At 77.5% G+C, this 2,506-nt stretch carries 3 protein-coding genes; 2 read left to right on the forward strand and 1 reads right to left on the reverse strand.

Annotated features, from left to right (window positions below; translation table 11 throughout):
- The first annotated feature begins 60 nt into the window (after window positions 1–60).
- Entirely contained in the window at window positions 61–1,236 is a 1,176-nt protein-coding gene (locus tag ACFVGY_RS37420) for a CaiB/BaiF CoA transferase family protein (RefSeq protein ID WP_385686967.1), read from the forward strand.
- The gene (locus ACFVGY_RS37425; RefSeq protein WP_385686951.1) at window positions 1,233–2,054 is read left to right on the forward strand and encodes an HpcH/HpaI aldolase/citrate lyase family protein; all 822 of its coding nucleotides are present in this window, start codon (window positions 1,233–1,235) and stop codon (window positions 2,052–2,054) included. The genes ACFVGY_RS37420 and ACFVGY_RS37425 overlap by 4 nt, the downstream gene beginning before the upstream one ends.
- 24 nt (window positions 2,055–2,078) lie before the next feature.
- On the opposite strand, the gene ACFVGY_RS37430 is transcribed toward ACFVGY_RS37425, so the two are convergent.
- On the reverse strand, window positions 2,079–2,294 hold the full coding sequence (locus ACFVGY_RS37430) for a hypothetical protein (protein ID WP_385686954.1): 216 nt from the start codon (window positions 2,292–2,294) through the stop codon (window positions 2,079–2,081).
- Window positions 2,295–2,506 lie beyond the last annotated feature (212 nt).

Raw genomic sequence — 2,506 nt, forward strand, 5'->3', positions numbered from 1 at the left:
GGGCCGTCGGCCGGGGCCGGGCCGTCGGCCGGGGCCGGGCCGTCGGCCGGGGCCGGGCCGTTGGCCGGGCTGCGGGTGCTCGACCTCGCCACGCTGTTCGCCGGGCCCCTCGCCGCCACCCTGCTCGGCGACTTCGGCGCCGAGGTGGTCAAGGTCGAGCATCCGGGCCGCCCCGACCCGTCCCGCGGGCACGGCCCCGCCAAGGACGGGGTCGGCCTGTGGTGGAAGCTGCTGGGCCGGAACAAGCGGACGATGACCCTCGACCTGTCCACCCCGGGCGGCCGGGACACCCTGCTGCGGCTGGCCGCCACCGCGGACGTGGTCGTCGAGAACTTCCGCCCCGGCACCCTGGAGCGGTGGGGCCTGGGCTGGGACGAGCTGTCCGCGGCCAACCCGCGGCTGGTCCTGGCCCGCGTCACGGCCTTCGGCCAGCAGGGCCCGTACGCCCGCCGGCCCGGTTTCGGCACCCTCGCGGAGGCGATGAGCGGCTTCGCCGCGATCACCGGGGAGCCGGACGGCCCGCCGACCCTGCCGCCGTTCGGGCTGGCCGATTCGATCGCGGCGCTGACCTGCGCGTACGCCGTGATGACCGCCCTGGCCGGCCGGGAGCGCACGGGCCGCGGGCAGGTCGTGGACCTGGCCATCATCGAGCCGATCCTGACCGTCCTGGGCCCGCACCCGCTCTGGTACGACCAGCTGGGCTACGTGCAGCCGCGCACCGGGAACCGATCCGTGAACAACGCCCCCCGCAACACCTACCGCAGCGCCGACGGCCGCTGGCTGGCGGTCTCGACCTCGGCGCAGTCCGTGGCGGAGCGGGTGCTGCGCCTCGTGGGCCGGCCCGAGCTGGCCGCCGAGCCGTGGTTCGCGAGCGGCTCGGGCCGGGCCGCCCACGCGCCCGTGCTCGACGAGGCGGTCGGCGGCTGGATCGCCCGCCACAAGGCCGACGACGTCGTCGCCGCCTTCGAGGAGGCCGAGGCCGCGATCGCCCCGGTCTACGACGTACGGGACGTCCTGGCCGATCCGCAGTTCGCGGCGCTGGGCACCGTCACCGAGGTCGAGGATCCGGAGCTCGGACCGCTCCGGATGCAGAACGTCCTGTTCCGCCTGTCCGAGACCCCCGGCGGGATCCGCTGGGCGGGCCGCCCGCACGGCGCGGACACCGATGCCGTCCTCACCGAACTCGGCCTGACCGGCGCCGAGATCAGCGCACTCCGGATGGAGGGGGCCCTGTGATCCTGACGTGGCTCTACGTACCCGGTGACCGCCCGGAGGTGGTCGCCAAGGCCCTGCGGTCGGGGGCCGACGCCGTCATCGTCGACCTGGAGGACGCGGTGTCGGCGTCCCGCAAGGAGTACGCCCGGGCGGCCACCGCCGAGCTGCTCGCCGACCGGCCCCCGGTCGCCGTCCACGTCCGCGTCAACGCCCTCGACTCCCCGTGGGGCGGCGCCGACCTCGCCGCGTTGACGGGGCTGCGGGGGCTGGCCGGCCTGCGCCTGCCGAAGATCACCGGCCCGCAGCAGATCGTGCAGGCCGCCGACCGCACCGGCGGGGTGGCCCTGCACGCCCTGCTGGAGTCGGCGCTGGCCGTGGAGCGGGCGTACGAGATCGCCCGCGCGCACCCCGCCCTGCGCGGGCTGTCCCTCGGCGAGGCCGATCTCCGCGCCGACCTGGGCATCAGCGCGGAGGCGGGGCTGGACTGGCCGCGCTCGCGGGTGGTGGTCGCCGCCCGGGCCGCCGGGCTGGCCCCGCCCGCCCAGTCGGTGTTCCCCGACATCCGGGACATGGAGGCGCTCGCCGCCTCCTGTGCCCGGGGCCGGGCGCTGGGCTTCCTGGGCCGGGCGGCGATCCACCCGCGGCAGTTGCCGGTGATCGAGCGGGCCTACTTGCCCGCCCCGGAGGAGGTCACCGCCGCCGAGGAGATCGTCGCGGCGGCGCGGCGCAGCCCGGGTGCGGTCGCCCTGCCCGACGGCCGGTTCGTCGACCCGGCGGTCCTGGCGGGCGCGGAGCGGGTGGTCGCGCTGTCCCGCCGGGAGTCACCGGCCTACTCCTGACGGGCCCGCCCGTGCCCGGCTTCCTCAGGCGTTGAGGGGCGACCAGAGCCACTGGCCGCCGACGCGGACGTACAGCCGCTTGTTCGCCGAGTCGACGGCCATCGTGCCGTCCACCCGCTGCCGGCTGAACGAGGCGTCGCTGACCGGGCCGGGGACCAGGCGCAGCGGCGGGTTGGCGGCGTTCTTGACGGGGACGGTGCCGCCGGCCTGGCCGCCCCTGGTGCCGTAGCTGTTCTCCACGCGGAAGTCGCCGGTGCTCGACTGCTACCGACGCCATACCGGCCCGCACCGAAGAGATCACGCGGGAGGTCCGCGCCGGCTTCGAGGGCGAGCCGAAACGGGCGAGAGGGGGGGGGGGGCCCGCGCCGGGCGCGGCGCCCGCGCCCGGCGGGGGCGGCAGCCGGGGGGGGCGGGGTGGTGGCGGGTGGGGAGGGGGGCGGGGGGGGGGGCGC

The organism is Streptomyces sp. NPDC127106 (genome assembly GCF_042677605.1).
In the GTDB taxonomy this organism is placed as follows: domain Bacteria; phylum Actinomycetota; class Actinomycetes; order Streptomycetales; family Streptomycetaceae; genus Streptomyces.